We start from the raw sequence: 21,331 nt of genomic DNA on the forward strand, positions 1-21,331 counted from the left end.
CCATCGGGGCTTCCTTACCAGTCATGGTAGATCGTCTTCCAGGCAGTGGAGAGGCCTTCGCGCGATTCCTCGGTGCTCAGCCGGTCGTCGATGGACTTGAACTGGACGTAGGCTTCGTCGAAGCGCATCAGGTTGTAGAGCGCCCAGCCGCGCACGATGCCGAGGTTGCGCGGCTCCGGCTCCAGCTCCTTGCGGGCGTCGAGCAGGCGCAGCACGTCGTTGTAACGCTTGTCCTCCAGCGCCCGGCCGGCCTCCGTCGCCATCAGCGAGGCGCGGATTTCCGCCCGCTGCGTCGCGGTCAGATTGGCACGCGGCAGGTCGCGGGTCAGGCCAGTCACGTCGCCGGTCGCCAGCCGCGCGATGGCCTGCCCATAGGCGTTCTCCTGGGCCGGCGTCGCCGTCTGCGGCAGGCCCGACGCGGCGGGGCTGCGGCTGCCCGCCTTTCCGGGCGCGGTTCCCGTCGCCGAAGCCCCGCCTTTTGCCGGTTCGCGGGCGGCCAGGGTCTGCGCCTCGGCGAAGGCGGCCTCGGCTTCCGAGGGGCGCTTCAGTTCCAAGAGGCACCAGCCGCGCTGCTGCAACAGGGCGGCGGTCGGGCCGCTTTTCGCGATGGTGCCGCGGATGATGCTGATGCACGCGGCGAAGTCATGGCGGGCCAGCGCGCGGTCAAGCTCGCTCGGGCCCTGCGGTGCGCTGCGTCCGCCGCCGGGGCCGGCGGGGCCGCGCGGCGGGTCCACCGCCTTCAGCGCCTGGTCGATGCGGCTCGACTTGCCCTTCCACGGGGCGGCGGCGGCACGGGCCTGCGCCTTGTCGCCCAAGCCGTTGTAGGCCAGCACCAGCCCTTCCGCCGCCTTGTCCGACGGCGTCCACTCGTTGGCCTGGGTGAACCAGCCCTGCGCCTCGGCGAAATTCTTCTGCTTCTGGAAATACCAGCCGAGCGCGATGGCGCCGTCGGCGTCCTGCTTGTCGCGGACGATGCCCTGGACGCGCGACAGGTCGGCCGCCGACAGGGCGCCGGGCTTCGCGTTCCCGAGCCGCTCCAGCAGGCGGCCGGTCTCCAGCTCCGCCTCGGCGCTGCGGACGGCGGAGTAGTCCTCCCCCGTCGCCGGGTTGGCGGTGGCGCCGAGCGCCGACAGCTCGCGCAGCCGTTCCGGGCTGAGATGGCGCGACGCCTTGAAGATGGTGTCGCGCCGCTCCTTCGCCTTGGGGCAGGTGGTGACGATGGTCTTGTAGGTGTCGAAGGCGCGGTCGGTCTGCTTCAGCTCGGCATAAGCCTCCGCCAGACGCCATGCATTGTCGAGCCGGTTGCAGGCCACCGCCTCCGGCTGGGCGGCGGCGGCATCGACCACCTCCTGCCAGCGCTTGGTGTCGCTGGCCGAGCGGATGCGCCCGGCGCTCTCGGCGAGGTCGAGTTCCTGGAGAAGCTTGTCGGACGGTTGCCAGGACGGCGACTTGCGCCGTTGCTCGGCGATGGCGGCCCGCGCCTCCGCCACCTTGCCGGCGGACAGCAGCGACCAGAACGGGCTTTCGTCGACGCCGGTGGCGGCCGGCTGCGGCGCGAACAGATCCTTGGGCGGTTCCCAGCCGGGATCGAGGGCGCGCAGGCGGGCGATCTCCGCCTCCATCCGCTCGCCGTCGCCGATGCGGGCATAATAGCGCAGCGCCGTCTCGTCCACCTTGCCGGCGGCGGGGGCGGAGCCGCTGCCGGGAGCCGGCGCCACCTCCACCTTCACGCCGGGAGCCAGCGCGCGGGCGCCGCCGTTCGACTGCGCCCAGGCATCCGACCCGCCGCCGATGGCGGTGGCGGCGAGGATGAGGGCGGACAGGAGGAGAGGACGGGTCACGGATCGATCCCCAGGCTTTGCGCCGCCAGCGCGGACAGATGGGCCAAGGTGGTGGAGTAGTAATCCTCGTCGGGCGCCAGCGGCGGCACCGTCACGGCGTCGCCGGCCCCGGCAAGCTTGCAGGCCAGCCGGTAGACCGCCAGCATGCCGACCGACGCCGCCACCTGCGTGGTGGTGCCGCCCGGCAGCGACACGGTGGCGGGGACCGCCGAGCCGCCATATTTGGTGGCCCCAAATTTCGTTGCCAGCGTCGCGAAGGGGCGGAAGTAATAGGGATCGCGGTAGCCATCCATCGCCAGATAGAGCGGCACCCGCACGGCGTCGTAGCCATACTGTTTCTTGAAGCCATCGGCGATGCCCACCGTTCCGGCGGCGTCGAGCGTCATCCAGTCCGGCGGCAGCTGGAAGCCGCCGAAGCGCGCCTTCGACAGCAACACCAGCCCGGAATCCGACAGCTTGCCCCAGCGCTCGCCCCCCGGAAGGGCGGCGAAGGCGCGGATGGCGGGAAAAATCCAGTAGCTGGGGTTGAGGACCAGCGTCTCGCCCTTGCGGAAGCCGTCGCGACCCGGCAGCAGCACGGTCAGCCCGGCCTGCTCCACCAGAAGCCCGGCGGCCAGCGCCTTGACGATGGCGGCGGCGGCGGTGCGGTAGGCCTCCGCCTGCCAGGTCTCGGCGGCGCGCAGCAGCGCCCAGGCGATCAGCATGTCGCCGTCGGATGCGTTGTTGCGGTCGGCGACCCCGCCGTCGGGCGTCCAGCGCCACGCCACCAGCCCGTCGCCGCGCACCATCAATACGCGCTGGGTCCAGCCCCACAGCCGGTCGAAGGCGGCGCGGTCGCCCCCGGCCACCGCCAGCAGCATGCCGTAGCCCTGCCCTTCGGAATGGCTGATGCCCTTGTTGCCGGTGTCGACGATGCGGCCTTCCGGCAGCAGGAAACGCTCGGCATAGCGGCGCCACGCCGCCCCGTCATAGGGGGCGGCACGCGATGCCGCCGGCAGTGCCGCGGCCAGCCCGAGGGCAGCCGTCCCGGCCAGCATGCCGCGCCGCGATGTTCCGACAGGGGACGTCATGACCCGCTCCGTTCCCGATGCCCGCTCTTCAGCAGAAGGCGCATGCTGACCGTCAGCACCACCGCCGTCCCCAGCAGCAGGGCGAACAGAAGCTCGATCCGCTGCGACAGGTTGCGGGCCAGAATCAGGATCAGGTTGCCGATGTCAAAGGGATTGAGAATGATCTGGTAGGGACGCGACACCTCCAGCGTGGTGATGGCCGGCGCAGCACTGCTCCACAGCGCCCCGCCGCCGCGCAGCTTGTCCCACAGGCCGGCCTCGCCCAGGCTGCGCATGGCACGGTCGACGGCGCGCGGATCCGCCGCGGTCAGCAGCGTCCAGGTCAGCGGCTCGGCCCCCGGCGCGCGGTATTGCAGCAGCGCTGCCTCCGGCAGGGTTTCGGCATTCTCGGTCAGCGCCACCACGTCGACCGGCGCCTCCTCCACCGTCCAGCTGTTGATGTAGCGCGCCGCCGCCGCCATCACCCGCCGCGCCCAGTCGGGCACCCAGCCGCGCCCGGTGGCGGCCGGGTCCTTGGCGTCGCCCGCCATCCGCTGCCAACGGTTGGCCGCACCGCCGTCGGCGGCCAGCGCCGAGCCCGCGATGCCCATCTGCTGCCCCAGCCCCTGCGGCACGCCCCCCGGCCGCGCCGGTCCCGGACGGGCGGCGGTGCCGGACCAGCCCAGCCGCAGCCGGTCGGCCAGGGCGCGGCGGTCGGATGCCGCCATCGGCTCGCCCCGCGCCTTGGCCTGGGCGATCAGGGCGCCGGCCTCCAAGAGACCGGCCAGCCGGTCGGCCGGCAGCGGGGCCGAGGTGAAGACCGCCTGCGGCAGCGCCGCGACCGGGCCGACGATCAGCGCGTTGTCGTTCGGCAGCCCGTCCCAGCCGGTGTAGGGCACCACCGCCATCAGGTCGCCGGCCCGCTGCGCCAGCTTGGCGGTCAGGCTCCAGGCGGCGCCGAACCAGGCGGGGTCGCGCCCGACGACGACCAGATCGAAGGGCGGCGCCTGCTCTCCCCCGGCGGTGCCGCCATAGGGAAAGGCGGTGTTGGCGAAGCCGCCCAGGCTCGGCAGCGTGACCAGACGGGCGAAGCCGGGGATCTCGATGCTGGAGCTGTCCAGCAGGGTGAAGGTCGGGCGCCGCACCGCGAAGACGCAGTCGGTGCCGCCGGCCGGCGGCAGCTCCGCCTCCAGCTCGATCAGGTTGGGGCCGGGACGGAACAGCGCCATCGGCAGCGGCATCTCGCCATTGTCGATGATGCCGCTGGAGCGTTTGTCGATCTCCATGGCGCCGGCCGACTTGCCGTTGACCCGGACGTTCAGCACCGCACCGGGGCCGAGATTGCCCTCGAACGCCGCATTGACGTGGAACAGGATGGAGCGGTCGCTGACCGGGGCGAAGCCGGCCGGCAGGGTCAGGCCGAAGCGGCCGGTGTAGCGGTAGCCGCTGTGCTGCACCGTCTGGAAGCCGAGGTCCGACAGGCGGTAGCGCCCCTCCGCCTGCACCGGCGGGGCCGGCGGCGCGGCCGGGACCGCCGCGTCGGTGACGATCATCGCCGTTTGGGTCGGCAGCGGCCGGGTCACGTCGGCCAGCCGCATCACCGCCTGATCGACCTCCTGCTGGGTCCGCCCCGAAGCGACCGCGACGAATGCGCCGCCGCCGGCGCCGCTGCCTTCAGGTCCGCCCTTGTTGACGGCATAGGGATAGACGCCGAGGAAGGGTCCGCCGATGGCGGCGGCCCGCACCTCGCCCAGCAGGGGAGCGAGGCGGTCGCGGGTGCCGATCAGGATGTTCTTGCCGCCCGGCAGCGGCAGGCTTTCCAGCATCGGGGCGGGAGCACCGGGAGGAGTGCCGGCGGGCTTGACCGGCACCGCCACCACCCGCGGGGTCTGGTCGCCCAGCAGCAGGCCGTAGGACTGCGCCACCATGGAGCCCCAGCCGAGATGGTCGGCGTCGATCTCGCTGCCGGGCTGGACGATGGCCAGCGGCTCCCGCGCCCGGTCGGCGGAGGCCAGAAGCTGGCGCACCATGGCGAGGTCCGGCTCCGGCACGCCGCCGTCGGACATCAGCGTCAGCGACGAGGCGGCGAGGTTGACCCGCGCCCACAGATCGTAGGTGCCGCGGACCGTGCAGATGGCGCGGTGCTGGGCGCTGGTCTGGAAGACGATCTGGTTCTCGCCGGGGCGGATCAGGCTGCCGGGGAGCGTGATGGAGGCGTTGACCGGCCCGCGGAAGGCGGCGAGCGGCAGGTCCGCCACCGGAGAGCCGTTGATGAAGACCGACATCGATCCCTTTTCGGGCAGGATGTCGATGCCGTTCTCGTAGGTCAGCGTCAGCACGGCGCTGGTCAGCCCGATCACCGGCGGCAGGACGGCGCGCAGCGCCACCGTCTCCGTTTCGCCATGCAGCGTGACCTCGGGCTGACCGTCGCGCAGGTTCGACAGCGGGATCACCCGGCGGTCGGCGGCCAGCGCCGGCCCGGCCCAAACGCCGATCCACAGCGACAGCAGCGCGCTCAGGGCCGCCAACACCCTCCGTGGCGACGCCCGCAGCATCCGGCCCCCGCCGGTCTGTTTGCCCATACCCGCCATCGCCGTTACGGAGCCTGGAAGGTCAGGATGCGGCGCAGCGCGCCCGGCAGTGCCAGCAGGACATGGCCCAGCCGCGGAACCACGCGGGTCGCGAAGAACAGCAGGCCGCCGAAGAAGGTCGGGGCGGCCACCCGCTTGCGGTCGAGGAAGATGTCCCAGCCGACGCTGTTGCCGAAGACGAAGCGCGCCATCTCCACGATGTCCTGGCGGTCGCGTGGGGCGAAGCCGGCGCCGACCGCCAGTTCGCCGTTGTGCATCTCGATGCGGAAAAAGCGGACGCCGGTGGTGGTCGCCGCCTCCGTCTCCGTCGCGGCGATGGTCAGCACCGGCGTCTGGTCGGGCCGGCTCAGCAGCTCGCGCCATTTCGGATCGACGATCAGCCCGACGCCGCCAGCCGACACGTCGGCGACCGTCAGGTCGATGACGGTGCCGTCCTCGAACTTCAGCACGGCGGAGCGGTCGACGGTGAAGCGTTCCTGCCGGCGGACGCGCTTGCGCTCATAGACGACGGCGAGGCCGCCCAGCGCCAGCAGCAGGCTCAGCGAGCACCACACCGCCACCGGAACGATGGCCGCCCGGTGTTCGGGGAAGATGGAATAGCGCCATGCGCAGGCCGCCAGCCCGGCCGCCAGCAGCAGCGTGGTGACGATGAAGGGGGTGGCGAGCGGCGAGAAGCCGTCCTCCTCCACCGACTGGCCCTTGGCGGTCACCTTGAACACCGGGTCGCGCGGCCGGATCAGCGTCGCCAGCGCCGCGCGGGAGACGTGGAAGGATTGCAGATACTCGTACAGCTCCGAGAACAGCGGCCAGCGCATCCGCCCGTGCAGGAACTGCGACAGGAAGGCGGCGGCGAAGACGTGCGGGATGACGAAGCAGCCGAAGTCGGGCAGGTTGATGCGGTAGATCTCCAGCCCGAACAGGGCATAGCACAGCGGCGACAGCAGGAAGATCGGCCGCCAGAACCAGAAGAACCAGTAGAGCATGGTGCTGAGGTAGCACAGCCGCTGCGAGACGGTCAGGCCGCGCTTGAACAGCGGGTTCTTCAGCAGGAACAGCTGGATCATGCCCTGGGTCCAGCGCGACCGCTGGGCGATGAAGCTGTCGAAGGTCTCCGGCTGCAACCCGGCGATCAGCGGGCGCGGCAGATAGACGCTGCGCCAGCCGCGCGAATGCAGCTCCAGCGCGGTCTCGCAATCCTCCGTCACCGTGTCGCCGCTGAAGCCGCCGACCTCCTCCAGCGCCGCACGGCGCAGGATGGCGGCGGATCCGCAGAAGAAGGAGCCGTTCCAGCGGTCCAGCCCGGGCTGGATCGAGTAATAGAACATCTCGTTCTCGCTCGGCATCCGCTCGAAGGTGCCGAGGTTGTATTCGACCGGGTCGGGATTGACGAAGAAATGCGGGGTCTGGACCAGGAACAGGCCGGGGTCCTGCTGGAAGAAGCCGACCGTCGCCTTCAGGATGCCCACGGTGGGCACATGGTCGGCATCCAGGATCAGCAGCAGATCGCCGGACGTCTTGTGAAAGGCGTGGTTGATGTTGCCGGCCTTGGCATGCTCGTTGCGCGGCCGGGTCATGTAGGTGACCTGCAACCGTTCGCACAGCGCGGTCAGCGTCTCCCGCCGGGCCGAAGCCGCCGCGGCCTGCTCCGGATCGCTGTGGGCCAGCTTCTGGTCGGTGCCGCCGTCGTCCAGCAGATAGACGTGCAGCTTGTCGCGCGGATAGTCGATGCAGACCGCGGCGGCCAGCGTCGTCTCCAGCAGCTCCGGCTCCTCGTTGTAGGAGGGAATGTAGACGTCGACGCTGGGCCAGAAGGCGGGATCGCCCGTCGGCTCCGACGGTTCGCGGGCGAGCGGGTCGATGATGACGAACAGCGAGGTCAGGAACAGGACGAAGGACAGCGCCTCGGCCGCGAACAGGGTCACGCCGGGAACGAAATTCACCAGATCGTCCACCGGCGGCAGCGTGCCGGTCAGCCGCCAGAAGAAATAGCGGAAGGTGACGAAGGCCAGCAGCAGGACGGTCAGCGTGCGGGCATGCCAGAAGCGCTGGGCGAAGCGCCCGAGCACGAAGGCGGCGGCCACCACGCCGGCCGAGATGGCGGCGCTTGCAAATCTTCCAACGGGTAAGGCGGCCAGCGCAAGAAACAAACCCGCCGACAGCAACAATAGAATCCAGAGCAGAACCGAACGCAGGGAGAATCGGCGGCTGTTCAGGTTCGGCTGTCGCTTGGATTGCTGCGCCTTATTGTTCAGGGGCCGAACAACGGTCTTGGCGCCGGGCGAGGTTGTCATGCGGATCCGCAGAATGGGGCCATTGCACCCTAGTGGGTGCCCCCTTATGGCTCAAGCTTCGTTACAAATCGTTACTGACTTGTGATGAAGCTTTCTAAAAAGCCGTATTTCTCCGGACCTGTGTCATCGAAATCGCAACGCTGGCCGTCCTCCGAACCGGCGGCGCTTCACCGGGAGTGCTGCGACTCGGGAGGGCCGGGCCGCAGCATCCCGCCGCGCGGCCCGGCCCCCCCGATCAGGGGGATCGATCAGGACCGATTACGCCGGCGGATTGACGGTGATGGTCGGATCCCAGGAGAAATAGCCGACCGTGGTCAGGCCGCCCGAGGAACTCGCCTGCACCAGCATGAAGTAGACCTTGTACTGCTCCGCGGTGCCGGCGTCGTTGTTGGTGATGGTTGCCTGCATGATATAGTCGTACTGCGTGGCCCCCGTATAGGCGGGGCCGGCCGCCGGGACCGGCAGCGTCATGATCGGTTCGTCCGGCTGGAGCATGATCGGCAGCGGCGTCGACATGACGTTGGTTCCGGCGAAGGTCGAGATCTGGTAGGGCAGCGCGTACATCGCGACCTCCTGCGACAGCGTCGAGAAGGTCCAGCGAACGTTGTCGCCGACGTTGCAGGTGATGTTCAGATCCGCCGTCGCCTGGGTCGTCGGCGTGGTCGACGTCACGAACACGGGCTGCGTCACCATATAAATGTATTCGTGCGCGATTGGCGTCGGGCTCGCGAAAGAACCCAGATTGCTTTGATAGGTGTTGTAAATCGTCTGAGCATCAACGACGACCTCGATATTCACAGTTGACATTTTCCATCATCCTTTTACGTTAAATTATGTTTAGGCAAATCTGCCGCTTGTTAAGTTGATTTAATCAGACGAAAAACGCAACCGACGATTCAAAATGAATCTGAAAATTCATAATGAGATTGTTAGTAACAAAACAAAAACAAATAATAATTTTCCTTCGTACTCATTGGGGCTCATTGCAAATTTAAAAAATTACTATTGTGTTCATCGGCGATTACATTTGAATGCGAGCCGAAATTTGCATACCATTGCGCCAACTGGGATGCTTTCCAGGGCTGGCGCCGCTGCCGCCCTACCCGGCGGCATCCGATCCCTGCCGCGCGGCTGCCCTGCGTCCCGGCTTGGGCTTGGGGGGATGACGGCGGGCGGGAATGCCGCCATGGTGGCTGACAGTCCGCCCACCCACCTGTTGCAGCGCAGGGTTCCGTCCGTCTCCATGCCCATCTCAGCCCTTCTGTCCGACGCCTTCGCCGTGCTGGCCCCGGTTTTCGTGGTGGCGGCACTCGGTTACGGCTGGACCCGCGGGAAGCTGCCCTACGACAGCGCCTTCATCACCACCTTCGCGATCAACGTGTCGTCGCCCTGCCTGGTCTTCTCCGCCCTGACCCGGCTGCACCTGTCCGCCGACGTGATGGGGGAGATGGCGCTGGCGGCGACGCTGTGCATGGCGCTGACGGCGCTGGCGTCGGTCCCGGTGCTGCTGGCGTCGGGGCTGTCGCTGCGGGTCTATGTGCCGGCGATGGCCTTCCCCAACGCCGGCAACCTGGGGCTGCCGGTCTGCCTGTTCGCCTTCGGGGAGAACGGATTGAGCCTCGCCGTGCTGTTCTATGCGGTGATGTCGGTGGGGCAGTTCACGCTGGGGCCGGCGCTGGCCGCCGGGCGCTTCGACCTGGGACAGATGGCGCGCACCCCGACGATCTACGCAGTGGCGGCGGCGGTGGCGATCCAGCTCGCCGAACTGCCGCTGCCGGTGTGGATCGGCAACACCACCACGCTGCTGGGCAACTGCGCCGTGCCGCTGATGCTGTTCTCGCTGGGTGTGGCGCTGTCGAAGCTTCGCCTCTCCGGCGCGGTGCGCGCTTTGTCGATGTCGGCATTCCGGCTGGCCGCCGGTTTCGCCATGGGGCTTCTGGTGGCCTGGGCGATGGGGCTGACCGGGGCGGCGCGCGGCGTGGTGCTGGTGCAAAGCTCGATGCCGGTGGCCGTCTTCAACTATCTCTGGGCGCTGCGCTACGGCAACGCGCCGGAGGATGTCGCCGGCATGGTGCTGGGGTCCACCGCCATGGCCTTCGTCGGCCTGCCGGCGCTATTGATGTTCGTGATGCAGTAGATTGGGAGGAGATTCATGGCGCACAGGGAACACCGCTATGCCGTCCGGCTCGACTGGACCGGCAATCTCGGCACCGGCACCTCGTCCTACCGGGCCTACAGCCGCGACCACACGCTGAGCGCCGGGACCAAGCCGGCGATCCCCGCCACTTCCGACGCGGCCTTCCGCGGCGATCCGGCACGCTGGAACCCGGAGGAGATGCTGGTCGGCGCCCTGTCCTCCTGCCACCAGCTCTGGTACCTGCATCTCTGCTCGGCCGCCGGGATCGTCGTCACCGGCTACAGCGACGACGCAGACGGCGAGATGGAGGAGGAGGCCGACGGCGGCGGCCAGTTCACCGCCGTCGTCCTGCGCCCGCGGGTGACGCTGGCGCCGGGATCCGACGCCGCCAAGGCGCTGGCCCTGCACCACGAGGCGGCGGAGAAATGCTTCATCGCCCGGTCCGTCAATTTCCCGGTCCGGCACGAACCGGCGGTGGAGGTCGAGGGAGAAATGGGGGGAGAGGCGGCCGGCGATGAGCGCTGACTCCCTGCCCTCGCAAAACGCCCTGCCCGTCCTCGACGACGTCGCGGGCCGGCGCAGCATCCGCGCCTTTTTGGCCACGCCGGTGGAGCGGGAGACGGTGCGGCACATCCTCGACCTCGCCGCCCGCGCGCCTAGCGGCTCCAACATCCAGCCCTGGAAGGTCCACGCCATCGCCGGGGAGGCGCGCGCCGCCCTGTCGGCGGAGCTGCTGGCCGCCCATGAGGCCGGGGAGCCGGAGGTGCCGGAATATCCCTATTACCCCGAAACCTGGCGGGAGCCCTATCTGGGCCGCCGGCGGGCGGTGGGCTGGGCGCTCTACGGCTCCATCGGCATCGGCAAGGGCGACCGCGGGCGGATGGCGCGCCAGCATGGCCGGAACTGGCTGTTCTTCGGCGCGCCGGTCGGACTGTTCTTCACCATCGACCGCGACATGGGCAAGGGGGCGTGGCTCGACCTCGGCATGTTCATGCAGAACGTGATGATCGTCGCCCGCGGCTTCGGGCTGGAGACCTGCCCCCAGGCCGCCTTCTGCTACCGCCACGCCATCACTGCGCGGCATCTGGGCCTGCCCGACACGGAGATCATCGCCAGCGGCATGGCGCTGGGCTTCGCCGACTGGTCGGCACCGGAAAACAACTTCCCGACGGAGCGCGAACCGGCCGAGGGCTTCACCCGCTTCACCGGATTCTGAGCACAGCGTCCTTAGCAGGGTGCGGGAAAACCATTTTGCTGCTGCGGTCGGGTTCTTTCCGGCAATCTCGCGTCAAGACCTTGCAAGATACCACCAGTATCTTGCTTCGGCCTTTCCTAATCTTGCCGAAAAGCCCCCTCCCTCGCGACGCAAAAGCCTTTTTCCGCACCCTGTTAGAGCGTCACGAACCCGTGGGGCGCCGCCGCGGACGGCGCGCAGGGCGACAGCATGCCGGCGACGAAGGCGGCGGTCTGAACCAGCACGCGCGGCGAGAAGGGCTTGACGATGTAGCCCAGCCCGACGCCGCCGGCCTGCGCCTTGTTGGGCGGGTTGCCGGTGGCGAAGACGCAAGCGATCCCCATCGCCTTCAAGGCGCGGGCGACGTCGAGCCCGTTCGAGCCGTTGGCCAGCTTGATGTCGACGAAGGCCATGTCCGGCCTCTCCTGCCCGGCAAGGGCAAGAGCGGTCGGCAGATCATCGGCGATTCCCGTCACCGCATGGCCGGCCGACTGCAAAGTCAGCGACACGCCCTCGGCGATCAGGAATTCATCCTCTATGATCAGTATCTTCATTGTTCTTCTTATAAATTCTGCGCGTCGGCCGGGAGGATCACGCCTGGGTTGGAGTGTGCGGCTTCATCGGGAAAGTTAAAAGGAAACGCGTCCCCGGTGTCAAACGTTCGATCTCCAAATGCCCCCTCAATTGCCGCGTAAGATTGCGGACCGTGTTCAGGCCGAAGCCGCCGCCACCGCCGCTCGCGACCCCCTCCGGCAGGCCGATGCCGTCGTCGGCGACGTCGATGCGGACCTCGTTCCCCGCCACCGCCATATCCACCGTGACCCTGCCGCGCCGCCCGTCGGGAAAGGCGTGCTTGTAGCTGTTGGTCAGCAGCTCGTTGACGATCAGCGCCACCGGCACCGCGGTGTCGACCGGCGCCGACAGCGGCGTGCCCGCCGCCATGGTCATCGCCGGTTCGGCACTGCCGGTGAGCGGGACGGCGTTTTCGGCGATGCTGCGGATCAGGTCGGTCAGTTCGACGGTGTCGTACACCGCCCCCTCGCCATAAAGGCGGCGATGGACCTCGGCGATCGCCAGCACGCGGCTGCTGCTGTCCAGCAATTCCTGCCGCACCTCGTCGCTGCGATGCCGCATCGCCTGGGTCCGCAACAGGTTGGCGACGATCTGCAAGGAGTTCTTGACCCGGTGGTTGACCTCGTCCAGCAGGATCCTGTTCTCCTGCAACGTCGCGGCCAGCGCCTCCCCTTCCGCCCGCTCGGCCTGGTAATCCCGCTCCATCCGCCGGACGGTGGAGAAGCAGAGCCAGCCGGTGACGGTGACGAAGACGGCCCCATAGGCAATCGTCAGCAACTCCAGGATGGTGGCATGCCGGCTGCGCCGGGCGAGCAGCAGGTCCTCCTCCGCCCGCATGGTGGCGGTCAGGCGCCGGATCGCGGCCATCGTGGAGGCGCCTTTTCCCTCGCGGATGGTCGCCAGCGCCTGTTCCAGCCCTTCGTCGGTGACCTGCCGCAGAACCCCGGCTATCTGGTCCAGCCTGTCGGCGGTCAGGGCGCGCAGGGCCTTCACCTTGTCCTGCTGCACCGGGTTGTCGGCGGTCAGCGTCCCGATGCTGTCCAGCAACCGGTGGCTGCGCTCCCTCCCCTCCTCGTAGGCAGCGAGATGAATGGGGTCCGGCAACAGCAGGTATCCGCGCTGGCCGGATTCGGTGTCGGACAGGGTGGATTGCAACTCCTCGACGGCGGAGATGACCTCGTGCGTGTGGTCGACCCAGTCGATGGCACGGCGATATTCGATGAAGACGGCGACGAGCAGCAGGAAGCCGACGAACAGGCCGCCAAGCAGCAGCGCCGATAGTCTGGCGGCACGGGCGCGCACCATTCGGCGCGCAAGGCTGGCATCCGTCCTGGTGGGCATGGGTTGTCCCCGCTTTACGCCGTCACTCACCTCTCCGAACAGTTCGGACAGTCTGGATCTTCATCTGTCCGGAGCATTGACGTGAATCAAGAAAAACTGCACCGGCGAAGGATTGCGGGGAGATTGTGGGGTGCGCCCCATGCCACGGTCAGCCACTCAACGCCGCCGCCAGCGTATCGTGCAGGCGGCCGGGCTGGATCGGCTTGTGCAGCAACGCGCATTGGGCGCCGGCCGCCTCCCGCAGCCGGTCCGCCGAGGTGTCGCCGGTCAGCAGCACGCCGGGAATGTCGCGCGACAGGCGGCGGCGGACCATGTCCATCACCATCAGCCCCGTCGTCCCTTCCGGCAGGCGGTAATCGGCCAGGATCAGGTCGGGCTCCTCCCCCGACTCGATCAGGTCGCCCAGCAGCTGCTCCGCCTCCGCCCCGCTGCCGGCCTCCGCAACGCGATAGTTCCAATCCTCCAGCATCAGGACCAGCGCCATGCGGATGACGGCGTCGTCCTCCACCAGCATGACCAGCCGCCCGGCCTTGTCGTCGGTCCCGCTGCGGCCGGCGCTGCCGGACCGGTCGGTCATGTCCGGCCTGGTTTCGGTCAGGGGCAGGCTGACGGTGAAACGGCTGCCGCGGCCCAGCGAGGAGGTCACGTCGATGGTGCCGCCCAGCATGGTGACCAGCCGCTTGGCGATGCTGAGCCCCAGCCCCAGCCCTTCGCGCCGGTCGCGGGCGGCGTTGCCGACCTGGTAGAAGTCCTGGAAGATGCGGTCGATGTGCTGGTCGGCGATGCCGATGCCGGTGTCCCACACCTCGATCTGCACATGGTCGCCGCGCTGCCGCGCCCCGATCAGCACCCGCCCGCCGGGGGCGAAATGCAGCGCATTGGTCAGCAGGGCGCGCAGCACCCGCTCCAGCAGCAGCGGATCGGTGCGCGTGGTCAGAGGCGGCGCCACCAGACGCAGGGCCTGCCCCGCCTTCTCGGCCGCGGATACGAATTCCCCATGCAGCCGGGCCAGCAGGGCGGCGATGTCGACCGTTTCCGGATTGGGGGCGACCAGCCCGGCTTCCAGCTTGGAGATGTCGAGCATCCCGTCCAGCATGCCGCCCAGCCCGCCGAGCGAGGACTGGATCTGCTCCGCCATCCGCCGGGCGCCGGGGGCAAGCGATTCCTTCATCAGCAGGTCGGAGAGCAGCATCAGGGCCTGCACCGGCTGGCGCAGATCGTGGCTCGCCGCCGCCAGGAAGCGCTCGCGCGCATCCAGCGCCACGTTCAGCTCGCGCTCCAGCGCCTTCACCGCGGTGATGTCGGCGACGCTGGACACCACAGCCTCGACATGGCCGGCCGGATCGGCGACCGGGCGGCTCGACACCCGCAGCCAGCGGGTGGGGGAAGTCGCCTCCTCCCCCTCGACCACGCCGATGATGCGCTCGACCACCGGCTTGCCGCTGCGCGCCGCTTCCGCCGCGGGGGGCAGCCCATGCAGCCGGTTGCCGTTGGCGTCGATGAAGCGGCGGCCGGCGGTGGTCGGGACAATGGTGGCCGGGGCGGTGGCCGGCGCCAGCAGCCCGTCCGCCCGGCTCTCTGCCTTGCCCTCCGCATCGAAGGCCGCCGCCATCGGGTCGAGCAGGGCGCCGGCGGGGCCGTCCAGCAGCCGCTCGGCCATGGCATTGGCCAGCAGGCTGCGGCCATCGACCGCGGTCATCGCCAGCGCATCGTGCAGCGACTGCACCAGCACCCGGTGCCGCCGCTCGCTGAGGTTCAGCGCCGCTTCGGCGGTGCGCCGCGCGGTGACGTCGCGGAAGGCGACGACGGCTCCCTGAATGCGCTCCTGCATCGGGGCGAGGCGCATGCCGGACGCCAGCATGGGGGAGATGGTGACCTCCACCAGCAGCGTCCCGCCATTCTCCCGGCGGAGCTTCTCGCAGGTGACGCTGCGCGGCCGGCCGTCGGTCAGCGACAGGGCCAGCGCACGGGCCGCCCCGCCCGCCGGGGATGCCGCCGGGTCCGTTTCGCCGACCGGCAGCCCGGTTACGGCCTCCGCCGGTCCGGCCAGCAGGTCGGAGGGAGGGCGGCCGATCAGGTCGAGGTCGAGATGGCCGGTCATGGCCGTCGCCGCGGCGTTGACGAAGCGGATGCGGCCGTCGGCGTCCACTCCCAGGATGCCGTCGCCGACCGACTGGAGGATGTGGTGATAGTCGGCGCGCGCCCGCTCGGCATCGTCGCGGGCCTGCTGCACCTCGCGAAGCCAGGCGTTGCGTTCGGTCAGGTCGGTGATGGTCAGCAGCACGTCGCCGCGGTCGCTGTCGTCCAGCGTCACCCGGCGGGCGTCGGTCAACCCGTCGATGATCGTGCCCTGCGGCCCGAGATAGCGGAACTCCTGCCGGACCCACTCGCCATGGTCGCGCAGCCGGGCGAGCGCGGTGAACAGCCGGCTATGGTCGACGCTGTCGAGCAGCAGGGTCAGCGGGCGGCCCTTCAGCCGCAGCATCGGCAGGCCGAACTGCCGTTCGGCGGCGGCGTTGGCCTCGCCGACGATGCCGGCGGCGTTCACCGCCAGGCAGGCCAGCGGCACCGACTGGAAAAGCTGGAGATATTGCAGGCGGGACGCCTCCAGCGCCTGCTGGGCGCCGCGCAGTTCCTCGTTCTGGATCTCAAGCTCGGCCTGATGGACATACAGCTCGTGCAGCAGTTCCTTCATCGAAGTGGCGGTGACGTCCGTCGCCTCGAAAGTCCCGCCGTTGAGAATGGTTTCGGCACGGCGGCGCAGTCGGCCGGAGGAATCCTCGCTCATTCGTCGCCCCCGTCGCCCTTACCAGCATTGTCGAACTGCAATTCCATCAGCTTGCGGTTGGTTATGTTGATGTGGCTGACGACGATGCCGCCGTCTTGGTCGTTCAGGCGGGTGGCGTGCATCAGGAACCAGCGTTGTTCATCGGGCGAATGGCAGGGATATTCGACGGAGAAATCATCGGCCTCGCCGTCCAGGATGCGGCGCAGCCCGTCATGCACCGCGCGGGCGATGCTGTCCGTCGACGCCGCCTCCGGGTTGAGGCAGACATCGAGATAGTTGGTGCCGACGCCGCAGCGCTCGGTCGCCGGGGCGCCGTTGCGCTGGGCGAAACCGCGCCAGGCGGCATTCACCATGACGATCCGGCCGTCGCGGTCGGTCACGGCGATGTGTTCCGGCAGGCTGTCCAGCACCTTTTGCAACCGCTCCTGCGCCTGCTTGGTCTCCGTCACGTCGACGAAGGTCACCACCACGCCGCCGATCTGGCTCTTGTCGGTCAGGTAGGGCAGGATGCGGGTCAGCACCCAGCGGCCGTCATAGACCCGGACATGGCGTTCCACCGCCTCCTGCCCGTCGAACACCTTGCGGATGTCGGCGAGGAAGTCGGGATAGTCGATGTTGGTGGACAGATGCGCGATGGACCGGCCGATGTCGCGCGGGATGATGTTGATGAAGCCGGCCGCCGCCGGAGTGAAGCGGCGGATGACGAAGTCGCCGTCCAGAAACACCGTGCCGATCTCGGTCGAGCGCAGGAGGTTGTCCAAGTCGTTGGTGATCTCGGTCAGCTCCTCCACCTTCGCCTGGTATTCGGCGTTGACCGAGTAAAGCTCCTCGTTGACCGATTGCAGCTCTTCGTTGGTGCTCTGCAACTCTTCGTTCGAGGCCAGCAGCTCTTCGTTGGTGGCCTGCAATTCCTCGTTGGCGGTTTCCAGCTCCTCGATGGTCGCCTGGAGATTCTCGCCGCGCGACAGCAGCTCCTGCTCCAGCCCGCGGATGCGCTCGGCGGCGTCGGCATTCAGGTCGAAGTCGGAATCGGGAACCGACAGCGGCAGCATGTTGGCCCGGTCCAGCACCACCAGGGCGAAGCGGCGCCCGGTCTTGCGCGCGACATAGGGCTGGACCCGCAGGCTCAGCGCCGCCACCCCCTCGCGGTCCTTGACCGGGATGTTGGACAGCGCGAACTCCTCGCCGGAGCGGAAGGCGCGGTTGAGTGCCGTGCCCGTCACCATGGCGACCGAGGAGGGCAGAAGCTTCAGCACGTTCAGCGTCGCCTCGCCCGCCGGCACCTTCAGCAGGGACGACGCGTCGCCGAAGACATGCATGATGGTCATCTGTTCGTTGACCAGCAGGCAGGGCGGCACATAGGCCTTCATCAACGCGCCGATGGCCTCGTCGATGACCGCCCCTTCCTCCATGCCATGGCTTACGGCGTCCTCGCCATGGCGGGCCAGCGGGGCCGCCACCGTCGGCACCAGCAGGCGCGACAGCCGGAAGGAGCCGGCGCGCAGGCTCTGGAACACCTTGTTGCGGCTGTCGACGGTGTGGAAATCGGACTGGAGGTCGCCCAGCGTCTCGCTGGTGCCGAGGAACAGGAAGCCGCTCTGGCGCAGGGCGTACTGGAACAGGCTGAGGACCTTCCGCTGCAACGGCTGGTCCATGTAGATCAGCAGGTTGCGGCAGCTCAGCAGGTCGATCTTGGTGAAGGGCGGGTCGCGCATGATGTTGTGGGCGGCGAACACCACCATGCGGCGGATGTCGCGCGACACCACGTAGCTGTCGCCGCGCGCGGTGAAGAAACGGCTGAGCCGCTCCTGCGACACGTCCTCGGCAATCGCGCGCGGATACTCGCCCAGGCTGGCGATCTCGATGCTGTCCTGGTCGATGTCGGTGGCGAAGATCTTGACGTCGAAGCTGCGCCCCAGCTTTTCCTGCGCCTCGGCGAACAGGATGGCGATGGAATAGGCCTCCTCCCCGCTGGCGCAGCCGCAGACCCAGACGCGGACCATGTCGGTCGGGCTGCGGTTGGCGAGCAGGCTGGGGATCACCCGGTCGGCCAGGACGCGGAAGGCCGCCTCGTCCCGGAAGAAGCGGGTGACGCCGATCAGCATCTCCTTGTAGAGGTTGACCGTCTCGGCGCTGTTCCGCCGCAGCAGGGCGGCATACTCGTCCATCGACTCCAGGCCGGCGCCCTGCATCCGCCGCTCGATCCGGCGCAGCAGGGTGGCGAGCTTGTAGTGCGAGAAATCGACGCCGGTGACGGAGCGGATGACCGCGATGATCTGGGCCAGCGGGTCGTCGCCATCCTCGCGCCGCTGGCGCGGCGGCATCGGGCGGGCGCGGGCCAGGGTCTTGCGCGCATGCTCGATCAGGCGGGCCGGCAGAGCGTCCGGCGCCAGGGTGGCGTCGATCTGTCCGGTGGCCAGCGCGCTGCGCGGCATGCCGTCGAACTGGGCGGTCTCCGGCTGCTGGACCGCGGTGAAGCCGCCGGCCGACTTGATCGCCATCAGGCCGCGCGTGCCGTCCGATCCGGTCCCCGACAGGATCAGGCCGATGGCGAACGGCCCCTGGTCGCGGGCGAGCGCGGTCAGGAAGATGTCGATCGGCAGGCTCATGCCGCCGCCGGCATCCTTGGCGGTCAGCCGCAGCCGGCCGTCCTCGATGCTCAGATGCTTGCCCGGCGGCAGCAGATAGACGGTGTTGCGCTGGACCGGAACGCCGTCGGTCGCCTGCACCACATCCATGGCGGTGTGCTTCGCCAACAGGTCGACCATCAGGCTCTTGTGCACCGGCGACAGGTGCTGGACCACGACATAGGCGAGGTCGCTGTCGCCGGGCACCGCGTCGAAGAAGCGCTGCAACGCCTCCAGCCCGCCGGCCGAGGCGCCGATGCCGACGATGCAGCAGGCCGGCTCCGGCGGCGCGCCGGTCTCCGCCGGAACGCCCGCTTCCGCCGGAACGCCCCCTGCGTCAGCATCGGGCGATGCGGCGGGCGTCGGGTCAGGATGCGTGGCGGGCGTATCCGTTGGCACGGTGATAAACGAGTCCTTCTGGCGTCGGCCTGCCGGTTGTCTGTGCAAGCCAGACCCTGCCTATATCCAACGCATTTGATTTGGTCAACTTGACTGTCGCAGGCCATCGTTCTTCGACATTGTGCATTTAACTGGAATGTCCATATCTTTCCATCGATTTGACTTTGGTTTTATAACGAATGTATCGTGTCTAAAGCATTGCCCCGGCACGCCGGCTCACCAGTCCGCACCGAATGCCGGAAAGCCGGGGATGGGGTGGGACGGGGGACCTGACGCGCGCGAAATTCCTGCTATGTTTGCTGCCCCGGGGCGTCGCATCCTGGGGCGTCAATGGCATGCAAAGCAGCGGGAACGGGTCATGAGTTTCACCTCGATCTATCGCCACGGCTTCGCGCGGGTGGCCGCCTGCACCACGCGCAGCACCCCCGCCGACCCGGCGGCCAATGCCGCGGCGGTGCTGGAGGCGGCGCGCGCCTGTCACGAAAAGTCGGTGGCGGTGGCGCTGTTCCCCGAACTCGCGCTGTCCGGCTACGCCATCGACGATCTGCTGATGCAGGACCCGCTGATCGACGCGGTGGAGCAGGCGATCCTCGATCTGGTGCAGGCGTCGGCCGGGCTGATGCCGCTGCTGCTGGTGGGGGCGCCGCTGCTGTATGACGGGCGGCTCTACAACACGGCGGTGGCGATCCACCGCGGCGAGCTGCTGGGCGTGGTGCCGAAGCAGCATCTGCCGAACTACCGGGAATTCTACGAACGCCGCCAGTTCGCGTCGGGCGCCGGAACCGAAGGCGGGACGATCCGCATCGGCGACCTGACCGCTCCCTTCGGCCCCGACCTGCTGTTCTCCGCCGAGGACCAGCCCGGTCTGGTCGTCCATGCCGAGATCTGCGAGGACCTGTGGGTTCCGGCCCCGCCCAGCACCATGGCGGCGCTGGCCGGCGCGACGGTCCTCGCCAACCTGTCGGCCAGCAACATCACCATCGGCAAGTCGGACACCCGCCGGCTGCTGGCGAAGTCGCAGTCGGCGCGCTGCTTGGCGGCCTATCTCTATTCCTCGGCCGGGACGGGGGAATCGACCACCGACCTCGCCTGGGACGGCCAGACCTCGATCTTCGAGAATGGCGAGAAGCTGGCGGAAACCGACCGCTTCCCCGACGGCTCCCAGATGGCGGTGGCCGACGTCGATCTCGACTTGCTGCGGCAGGAACGGCTGCGCCAGGGCACCTTCGACGACAACCGACGCCTGTACCCCGGCGCCACCGGCGGCTTCCGCACCGTCGCCTTCCGGCTCGACGCGCCGGAGACCGATGTGGGGCTGCTGCGCGTGGTGCCGCGCCTGCCCTTCGTTCCCGCCGCCGCCGAACGGCTGGAACAGGACTGCTACGAGGCCTACAACATCCAGGTCGCCGGCCTTGTGCAGCGGCTGCGCGCCACCGGGATCAGGACGGTGGTGATCGGCGTGTCGGGCGGGCTGGACAGCACCCATGCCCTGATCGTCGCCGCCCGTGCCATGGACCGGCTCGGCCTGCCGCGCACCGGCATCCTCGGCTACACCATGCCGGGATTCGGCACCAGCGAGGGCACCAAGTCCAACGCCTGGAAACTGATGACGGCGCTGGGGGTGACGGCCAGGGAACTCGACATCCGGCCGGCCGCCAACCAGATGCTCAAGGATATGGACCACCCCTACGCCCACGGCGAGGCGGTGTACGACATCACCTTCGAGAATGTGCAGGCCGGCCTGCGCACCGATTACCTGTTCCGCCTCGCCAACCAGCACAACGGCATCGTGCTCGGCACCGGCGACCTGTCGGAGCTGGCGCTGGGCTGGTGCACCTATGGCGTCGGCGACCAGATGTCCCATTACAACGTCAATGCCGGCGTGCCGAAGACGCTGATCCAGCATCTGATCCGCTGGGTCGGCCGCACCGGCCAGTTCCAGCAGGAGGTCTCGGCGACGCTGGACGCCATCCTGAAGACGGAGATCTCGCCGGAGCTGGTGCCGGCCGGTTCCGACAAGGCGCTGCAGAGCTCCGAATCCGTGATCGGACCGTACGATCTGCAGGATTTCACCCTGTTCTACGTGCTGCGCTACGGCTTCCGCCCGTCGAAGATCGCCTTCCTGGCCCGCCATGCCTGGTCCGATGCCGAAAAGGGCGACTGGCCGGAGGGCTACCCGCTGGAGAAGCGCCGCGCCTACAGCCCGGCCGAGATCCGCGACTGGCTGCGGGTGTTCCTGCGCCGTTTCTTCGGGTTCAGCCAGTTCAAGCGCTCGGCCATGCCGAACGGCCCGAAGGTGACCGCCGGCGGCTCGCTGTCGCCGCGCGGCGACTGGCGCGCCCCGTCGGATGGCAACGCCCGCATCTGGCTGGAGGAGCTGGACCGCGAGGTTCCGGCGGAGTGAGCGGACAAAAAAGGCCGGCGCCCCATCGGAGCGCCGGCCTTTTTTCTGTCGGTGGC

Annotated in this window: 13 protein-coding genes; 4 read left to right on the forward strand and 9 right to left on the reverse strand. The window is 68.7% G+C overall.

What is annotated here, in order from left to right:
• Positions 1-14: 14 nt before the first annotated feature.
• The 5 genes from TSH64_RS04225 to TSH64_RS04245 all read right to left on the reverse strand — a co-directional run bounded on the left by TSH64_RS04225 (position 15) and on the right by TSH64_RS04245 (position 8,579).
• The gene (locus tag TSH64_RS04225; RefSeq protein ID WP_109095695.1) at positions 15-1,841 is read right to left on the reverse strand and encodes a hypothetical protein; all 1,827 of its coding nucleotides are present in this window, start codon (positions 1,839-1,841) and stop codon (positions 15-17) included.
• On the reverse strand, positions 1,838-2,911 hold the full coding sequence (locus tag TSH64_RS04230) for a glycosyl hydrolase family 8 (protein WP_109095696.1): 1,074 nt from the start codon (positions 2,909-2,911) through the stop codon (positions 1,838-1,840). Before TSH64_RS04230 ends, TSH64_RS04225 begins: the two co-directional genes overlap by 4 nt.
• Entirely contained in the window at positions 2,908-5,421 is a 2,514-nt protein-coding gene (locus TSH64_RS04235) for a cellulose biosynthesis cyclic di-GMP-binding regulatory protein BcsB (RefSeq protein ID WP_247873347.1), read from the reverse strand. Before TSH64_RS04235 ends, TSH64_RS04230 begins: the two co-directional genes overlap by 4 nt.
• A gap of 65 nt (positions 5,422-5,486) precedes the next feature.
• A complete protein-coding gene (gene bcsA, locus TSH64_RS04240; RefSeq protein WP_109095698.1) occupies positions 5,487-7,772 on the reverse strand; it encodes a UDP-forming cellulose synthase catalytic subunit in 2,286 nt (761 codons plus the stop codon).
• A gap of 258 nt (positions 7,773-8,030) precedes the next feature.
• Positions 8,031-8,579 carry an AidA/PixA family protein gene (locus TSH64_RS04245; protein WP_109095699.1) on the reverse strand — a complete coding sequence of 183 codons (549 nt, stop codon included), beginning with the start codon at positions 8,577-8,579 and terminating at the stop codon, positions 8,031-8,033.
• 379 nt (positions 8,580-8,958) lie between these two features.
• On the opposite strand from TSH64_RS04245, the gene TSH64_RS04250 reads away from it, so the two are divergent.
• Genes TSH64_RS04250 through TSH64_RS04260 form a run of 3 tightly spaced genes read left to right on the forward strand, consistent with a single transcriptional unit; the run spans position 8,959 to position 11,125 of the window.
• Positions 8,959-9,909, forward strand: a complete 951-nt coding sequence (locus TSH64_RS04250) for an AEC family transporter (protein ID WP_247872743.1) — start codon at positions 8,959-8,961, stop codon at positions 9,907-9,909.
• A gap of 15 nt (positions 9,910-9,924) precedes the next feature.
• A complete protein-coding gene (locus TSH64_RS04255) occupies positions 9,925-10,434 on the forward strand; it encodes an OsmC family protein (protein WP_109095700.1) in 510 nt (169 codons plus the stop codon).
• Positions 10,424-11,125, forward strand: a complete 702-nt coding sequence (locus TSH64_RS04260) for a nitroreductase (protein WP_109095701.1) — start codon at positions 10,424-10,426, stop codon at positions 11,123-11,125. Before TSH64_RS04255 ends, TSH64_RS04260 begins: the two co-directional genes overlap by 11 nt.
• Positions 11,126-11,298: 173 nt before the next feature.
• Here TSH64_RS04260 and TSH64_RS04265 read toward each other — a convergent pair whose 3' ends face one another.
• From TSH64_RS04265 to TSH64_RS04280, 4 genes are all read right to left on the reverse strand, one after another.
• Positions 11,299-11,697 carry a response regulator gene (locus TSH64_RS04265; protein WP_109095702.1) on the reverse strand — a complete coding sequence of 133 codons (399 nt, stop codon included), beginning with the start codon at positions 11,695-11,697 and terminating at the stop codon, positions 11,299-11,301.
• Between the two features lie 37 nt (positions 11,698-11,734).
• Positions 11,735-13,057 (reverse strand): CHASE3 domain-containing protein, encoded by a 1,323-nt coding sequence (locus tag TSH64_RS04270; protein WP_109095703.1) that lies wholly within the window; start codon positions 13,055-13,057, stop codon positions 11,735-11,737.
• Between the two features lie 148 nt (positions 13,058-13,205).
• Positions 13,206-15,845 (reverse strand): PAS domain S-box protein, encoded by a 2,640-nt coding sequence (locus tag TSH64_RS04275; protein WP_109095704.1) that lies wholly within the window; start codon positions 15,843-15,845, stop codon positions 13,206-13,208.
• Positions 15,842-18,871: a chemotaxis protein CheB gene (locus tag TSH64_RS04280; RefSeq protein WP_247872744.1), complete on the reverse strand. Its 3,030-nt coding sequence runs from the start codon at positions 18,869-18,871 to the stop codon at positions 15,842-15,844. The genes TSH64_RS04275 and TSH64_RS04280 overlap by 4 nt, the downstream gene beginning before the upstream one ends.
• Before the next feature lie 358 nt (positions 18,872-19,229).
• On the opposite strand from TSH64_RS04280, the gene TSH64_RS04285 reads away from it, so the two are divergent.
• Positions 19,230-21,275 carry an NAD(+) synthase gene (locus TSH64_RS04285; RefSeq protein ID WP_109095705.1) on the forward strand — a complete coding sequence of 682 codons (2,046 nt, stop codon included), beginning with the start codon at positions 19,230-19,232 and terminating at the stop codon, positions 21,273-21,275.
• Positions 21,276-21,331 lie beyond the last annotated feature (56 nt).

Origin of the sequence: Azospirillum sp. TSH64, assembly GCF_003116035.1 — a bacterium.
GTDB lineage: Bacteria > Pseudomonadota > Alphaproteobacteria > Azospirillales > Azospirillaceae > Azospirillum.